The organism is Rhizobium indigoferae (assembly GCF_034554815.1).
Classification (GTDB): domain Bacteria; phylum Pseudomonadota; class Alphaproteobacteria; order Rhizobiales; family Rhizobiaceae; genus Rhizobium; species Rhizobium leguminosarum.
Genome location: NZ_CP140635.1, coordinates 3,973,897 through 3,980,000, shown reverse-complemented (window position 1 = coordinate 3,980,000; position 6,104 = coordinate 3,973,897). Strand labels below are relative to the sequence as shown.

Genomic DNA, 6,104 nt, shown 5'->3' with positions numbered 1-6,104 from the left:
CGCTTGGTGTCGAGACTGAGAGATATCCTTTGAAGAAATAAAAGTTTTGCACCGGCTTCGAGCTGGTGCCTGTTCTGCATACATTGTGAAGAGAAGATTGATCTGGAGGCTTCCAGGTGTTGTGGGTTTTGCCCATGATGTCCGAGCCCAGTTCCTGTGAAACCATGGATGGCCTAGCCGGCCGGATGTGGTGGAGGGATTGGAGGTAGGTAGGAAGCTTGTCGCTCTGGATCGTCAGCGTAAACCGCGTAGCGGTTTATCGCGTGTTGTTCGTTGCCTTTGGGCAACGTCTGACGGACGATCGGATTACCGTTGCCTGACCGCGCGGTATCGGATCCAATCTCGAGAAGCTGGTCTTAAGACAGGCTGCAAGCGAGCTGCTCGGCGTAGCTCCAATAAAGCAGACCTGTCGAACACGTTAATGGCATTGTTAGAAAGCGTGATTGTAAAAGGTAATCACGCATGTTTGGCCCGACTGCACGGCAATCGCAAGGTTGTCCGGATGGTCGGATTTGGCACCCCGCGAGGCGAAAGCGAAGCGGACAAGGTCTGCCAAATCAAACAAAGACGATGAGCATTGGCAATGAGAACGATTAAGTGTCGTAAGGGCATTTGGTGGATGCCTTGGCATGCACAGGCGATGAAGGACGTGATACGCTGCGAAAAGCCGTGGGGAGCTGCGAATGAGCTTTGATCCATGGATCTCCGAATGGGGCAACCCACCTTAAATACCTAGAAAATCTGTTTTGTTGCTTTGGCTGCGAGGGACTTCCTTCGTAGCGCAAAGCGCGTCGCCGGTTATCCGGCGCGCCGTCCGCAGGCCTTTGGCCGTGAGGACAAAACAGGTTTCTAGGTATTGTGATAAGGTATCTACACCTGAATACATAGGGTGTAAGAAGCGAACGCAGGGAACTGAAACATCTAAGTACCTGCAGGAAAGGACATCAACCGAGACTCCGCAAGTAGTGGCGAGCGAACGCGGACCAGGCCAGTGGCAATTGTGATTAAAGTGGAACGCTCTGGAAAGTGCGGCCGTAGTGGGTGACAGCCCCGTACGCGTAGATATCATGATTGTCCTAGAGTAGGGCGGGACACGAGAAATCCTGTCTGAACATGGGGAGACCACTCTCCAAGCCTAAGTACTCGTGCATGACCGATAGCGAACAAGTACCGTGAGGGAAAGGTGAAAAGCACCCCGACAAGGGGAGTGAAATAGAACCTGAAACCGGATGCCTACAAACAGTCGGAGCCCGCAAGGGTGACGGCGTACCTTTTGTATAATGGGTCAACGACTTAGTGTAACAAGCAAGCTTAAGCCGGTAGGTGTAGGCGAAGCGAAAGCGAGTCTGAATAGGGCGATTTAGTTTGTTGCATTAGACCCGAAACCGAGTGATCTAGCCATGAGCAGGTTGAAGGTTGGGTAACACCAACTGGAGGACCGAACCCGCATCTGTTGCAATAGATTGGGATGACTTGTGGCTAGGGGTGAAAGGCCAATCAAACTCGGAAATAGCTGGTTCTCCGCGAAATCTATTTAGGTAGAGCGTCGAGCGAATACCCCCGGGGGTAGAGCACTGGATGGGCTATGGGGACTCACCGTCTTACTGATCCTAACCAAACTCCGAATACCGGGGAGTACTACTCGGCAGACACACGGCGGGTGCTAACGTCCGTCGTGAAAAGGGCAACAACCCTAACCTCCAGCTAAGGTCCCCAAGTCATGGCTAAGTGGGAAAGGATGTGAGGATCCCAAAACAACCAGGATGTTGGCTTAGAAGCAGCCATCATTTAAAGAAAGCGTAACAGCTCACTGGTCTAAATAAGGGTCTTTGCGCCGAAAATGTAACGGGGCTGAAGCCATGCACCGAAGCTGAGGATTTGCGAGCAATCGCAAGTGGTAGCGGAGCGTTCCGTAAGCTGATGAAGGGAGACCCGTGAGGGCTCCTGGAGGTATCGGAAGTGCGAATGTTGACATGAGTAACGATAAAGAGGGTGAGAGACCCTCTCGCCGAAAGACCAAGGGTTCCTGCTTAAAGTTAATCTGAGCAGGGTTAGCCGGCCCCTAAGGCGAGGCAGAAATGCGTAGTCGATGGGAACCACGTTAATATTCGTGGGCCTGGTGGTAGTGACGGATTGCACAAGTTGTTCATTCTAATTGGATTGGATGGGCAGCGGAGCGGTTCCAGGAAATAGCTCCACCGTATAGACCGTACCCGAAACCGACACAGGTGGTCAGGTAGAGTATACCAAGGCGCTTGAGAGAACTATGTTGAAGGAACTCGGCAAATTGCACGCGTAACTTCGGAAGAAGCGTGACCCCATGCTAGGCAACTATTATGGGGTGGCACAGACCAGGGGGTAGCGACTGTTTATCAAAAACACAGGGCTCTGCGAAGTCGCAAGACGACGTATAGGGTCTGACGCCTGCCCGGTGCTGGAAGGTTAAGAGGAGAGGTGCAAGCTTTGAATCGAAGCCCCAGTAAACGGCGGCCGTAACTATAACGGTCCTAAGGTAGCGAAATTCCTTGTCGGGTAAGTTCCGACCTGCACGAATGGCGTAACGACTTCCCCGCTGTCTCCAACATAGACTCAGTGAAATTGAATTCCCCGTGAAGATGCGGGGTTCCTGCGGTCAGACGGAAAGACCCCGTGCACCTTTACTATAGCTTTACACTGGCATTCGTGTCGGCATGTGTAGGATAGGTGGTAGGCTTTGAAGCGGGGACGCCAGTTTCCGTGGAGCCATCCTTGAAATACCACCCTTATCGTCATGGATGTCTAACCGCGGCCCGTTATCCGGGTCCGGGACAGTGTATGGTGGGTAGTTTGACTGGGGCGGTCGCCTCCGAAAGAGTAACGGAGGCGCGCGATGGTGGGCTCAGACCGGTCGGAAATCGGTCGTCGAGTGCAATGGCATAAGCCCGCCTGACTGCGAGACTGACAAGTCGAGCAGAGACGAAAGTCGGTCATAGTGATCCGGTGGTCCCGCGTGGAAGGGCCATCGCTCAACGGATAAAAGGTACGCCGGGGATAACAGGCTGATGACCCCCAAGAGTCCATATCGACGGGGTTGTTTGGCACCTCGATGTCGGCTCATCGCATCCTGGGGCTGGAGCAGGTCCCAAGGGTTTGGCTGTTCGCCAATTAAAGCGGTACGTGAGCTGGGTTCAGAACGTCGTGAGACAGTTCGGTCCCTATCTGCCGTGGGTGTAGGAATATTGACAGGATCTGTCCCTAGTACGAGAGGACCGGGATGGACATATCTCTGGTGGACCTGTTGTCCTGCCAAGGGCATAGCAGGGTAGCTATATATGGACGGGATAACCGCTGAAGGCATCTAAGCGGGAAACCCACCTGAAAACGAGTATTCCCTATCAGAGCCGTGGAAGACGACCACGTTGATAGGCCGGGTGTGGAAGTGCGGCAACGCATGAAGCTTACCGGTACTAATAGCTCGATCGGCTTGATCGTTCTCATTGACTATGCTCATCTCAAGGCGACCGCAAAGCGGTCGTCCGGATCGATGTGCCAGAAGGGAATAGGCAGTCGGCAATAGCCACTCCGCATTCGCTTCAAAGACGTGTTCAAAATGCGATGACAATATCACTTCTGCCTGTTGGCAGATGCCTATTGCCTCATCCTCCAGCTTCTCAAAACATATAGTTGCGCTTTGCCGACCTGGTGGTTATGGCGGGGTGGCTGCACCCGTTCCCTTTCCGAACACGGCCGTGAAACGCCCCTGCGCCCATGGTACTTCGTCTTAAGACGCGGGAGAGTAGGTCGCTGCCAGGTCTGCAAAGCGCAACTAATCAATCTTCTCATCACTAAACAAACGGCCCAAAGCCGAAACAAAAGGGCCGCTCACAAAGCGGCCTTTCGTGTTATAATACACCAGCAAATCCCAGCGATTTGCTCATGGCGCGGGGTGGAGCAGCCCGTTCGGCCTGAAATCGATCCACCGGATCGATTCCTTCACGGCCTCACCTCGTCAGGCTACGCCTGACAGCGCTCCCGGGCTCAAACAGCTCGGAATACATTAACGCGGGGTGGAGCAGCCCGGTAGCTCGTCAGGCTCATAACCTGAAGGCCGCAGGTTCAAATCCTGCCCCCGCAACCAAATCCTTTCCTTCGATACTCCAAAGTCCCTGTTACGCATGGGCTTTTTGCGTTTCTGCTGGGTGTCCAGCTCCCCGGACGCCAGCTGACCTGCCACGGACTTTCATCAGGCGGCGATGAGAGCCTCGGCGGTTTTGGTACGCAAAGTGGCGCGATGCAACCGGCGGAAACGCGAAGCTTTCATCTTGCACAGCGAAACCACTCGTCTCAAAACGTCCTGAGGCCGGACACATCATTAGCCAGCGACGACATAACTGCGACGGCATTGTATGAGGTGCGTCGCCGTTGTACCATGTAGTCTGACAAGTGCGCGCAGTGCTCATTGTATAGCCGGAGCCAAAGTCTGGTCGTGCGCTTCAACCCGATGAATAAGTAGCCGGGATCATGGAACTTATCGTCGCCCTTGGCCTGATCGTCTTGAAGGTCGCGTTGCTGATTGCGATCCTGCTGTTGCTACCCTTGCCGCTAACCTGGCTGGAACGCAAGATCGCCGGGCACATGCAGCAGCGGATGGGGCCGATGCGCGTGGGATGGCACGGGCTGTTGCAGCCGGTGGCGGACGGAATCAAGCTCCTGACCAAAGAGGATCACATCCCGGCCGAGGCCGACCGGTTCCTGTTCAAACTGGCGCCAATCCTGGCGCTCGCCCCGCCCTTTGTGGTGTTCGTCGCGATCCCCTTCGGCGAAACTGTCTCGGTCCTCGGCCACGAGATCACGCTCTACGTCTCCAACATGAATGTGGCGCTCCTTTTTGTTTTCTCGGTGATCGGGATCGAGGTCTATGGCGTCATCTTCGGCGGCTGGGCCTCCAACAGCAAGTACGCTGTTCTGGGCAGCCTCAGGACCTGCGCGCAGATGATCAGCTACGAGATCCCGATGGGGTTCGCGGTCATCGGCGTGGTCATGCTGGCGCAATCCATGAGCCTGGTCGAGATCGTGCGGGCGCAGGCCGATGTCTGGAACATCGTCTACCAACCGGTCGGATTCTTCGTGTTCTTCGTCGCCGGGCTCGCCGAAGCGCAGCGCATTCCCTTCGACCTGGCGGAGGCGGAGGGTGATCTGGGGGCCGGGTTCCATACCGAATACAGCGGTATCCGCTTTGCCTTCTTCATGGTCAGCGAATATGCCATCGTATTGCTTGTGTCGGTCCTGGTGGTGATCCTGTTCTTCGGCGGTTGGAACGGAGTTCTGATTCCCTTGCCACCGCTCCTGTGGTTTGTGCTGAAGATCGCGTTCTTCGTCTATGTGTTTATCTGGTTCCGCTTCACTTTCCCCCGCTACCGCTACGACCAACTGATGGCGATCGGATGGAAAGTCTTGCTTCCTCTCTCAATGGCGAACATAATTATAACCGGTGTACTTTTAGGGGTCGTAGCGGCTCCGTAGCGAGGCGGCGATGTCGCGCGCGCAGGACAGAGTTGGAACATGGATTGGTTGGGCGTTCTTTGCCGATCTGGCGAGCGCCTTGGCTCTGACCTTCGGCTACATGTTCTCCAGATCCGTGACCATGCAGTATCCGGACAAGGAAAAATGGCTGCCCTACTCCCGCTATCGCGGGCATCACTTCCTGACGCGTGATGAAGAGGGCGAGATCAAGTGCGTGGCCTGCGAACTCTGCGCGCGGATCTGTCCCTGCGACTGTATCGAAGTCGTCCCCTACGAGGACGAGAAGGGCAAGCGGCACCCGGCCAAATTCGAGATCGACACGGCCCGCTGCCTGTTCTGCGGGCTGTGCGAGGACGCCTGCCCGGCGGACGCGATCGCGCTTGGCCAACAATACGAATTCTCGAGTTTTTCCTCAGCTGACCTGGTGATCGGGCGCGATGATCTGCTCGCCAAGCCGGGTAAGGCGGCGACCGGCGGCGGCGTGGTTGCCGCGCGCCTGAATACGAAGAAGGACGTACTTGTCGAGACGAAAGAGACGCAGGGCTACAACTGGTGGCGGAATATCCGGCGAACATGAACGCGTGCCAGCTGTCAAACCGAAG

The 6,104-nt window shown here is 55.5% G+C and carries 2 protein-coding genes, 1 tRNA gene and 2 rRNA genes; all 5 read left to right on the top strand.

Annotation, left to right across the window (positions count from 1 at the left end):
- The first annotated feature begins 591 nt into the window (after positions 1 to 591).
- The 5 genes from U5G49_RS19630 to U5G49_RS19610 all read left to right on the top strand — a co-directional run bounded on the left by U5G49_RS19630 (position 592) and on the right by U5G49_RS19610 (position 6,079).
- Positions 592 to 3,471, top strand: a 23S ribosomal RNA gene (locus U5G49_RS19630).
- A 206-nt stretch (positions 3,472 to 3,677) separates the two neighbouring features.
- Positions 3,678 to 3,792 (top strand): 5S ribosomal RNA (gene rrf, locus U5G49_RS19625).
- A gap of 248 nt (positions 3,793 to 4,040) precedes the next feature.
- Positions 4,041 to 4,117: transfer RNA gene (locus U5G49_RS19620), tRNA-Met, on the top strand.
- A gap of 383 nt (positions 4,118 to 4,500) precedes the next feature.
- The gene (nuoH, locus tag U5G49_RS19615; RefSeq protein WP_047623037.1) at positions 4,501 to 5,502 is read left to right on the top strand and encodes an NADH-quinone oxidoreductase subunit NuoH; all 1,002 of its coding nucleotides are present in this window, start codon (positions 4,501 to 4,503) and stop codon (positions 5,500 to 5,502) included.
- Positions 5,503 to 5,512: 10 nt separating this feature from the next.
- Positions 5,513 to 6,079 (top strand): NADH-quinone oxidoreductase subunit I, encoded by a 567-nt coding sequence (locus tag U5G49_RS19610; protein WP_017961924.1) that lies wholly within the window; start codon positions 5,513 to 5,515, stop codon positions 6,077 to 6,079.
- The last annotated feature ends 25 nt before the right edge of the window (positions 6,080 to 6,104 follow it).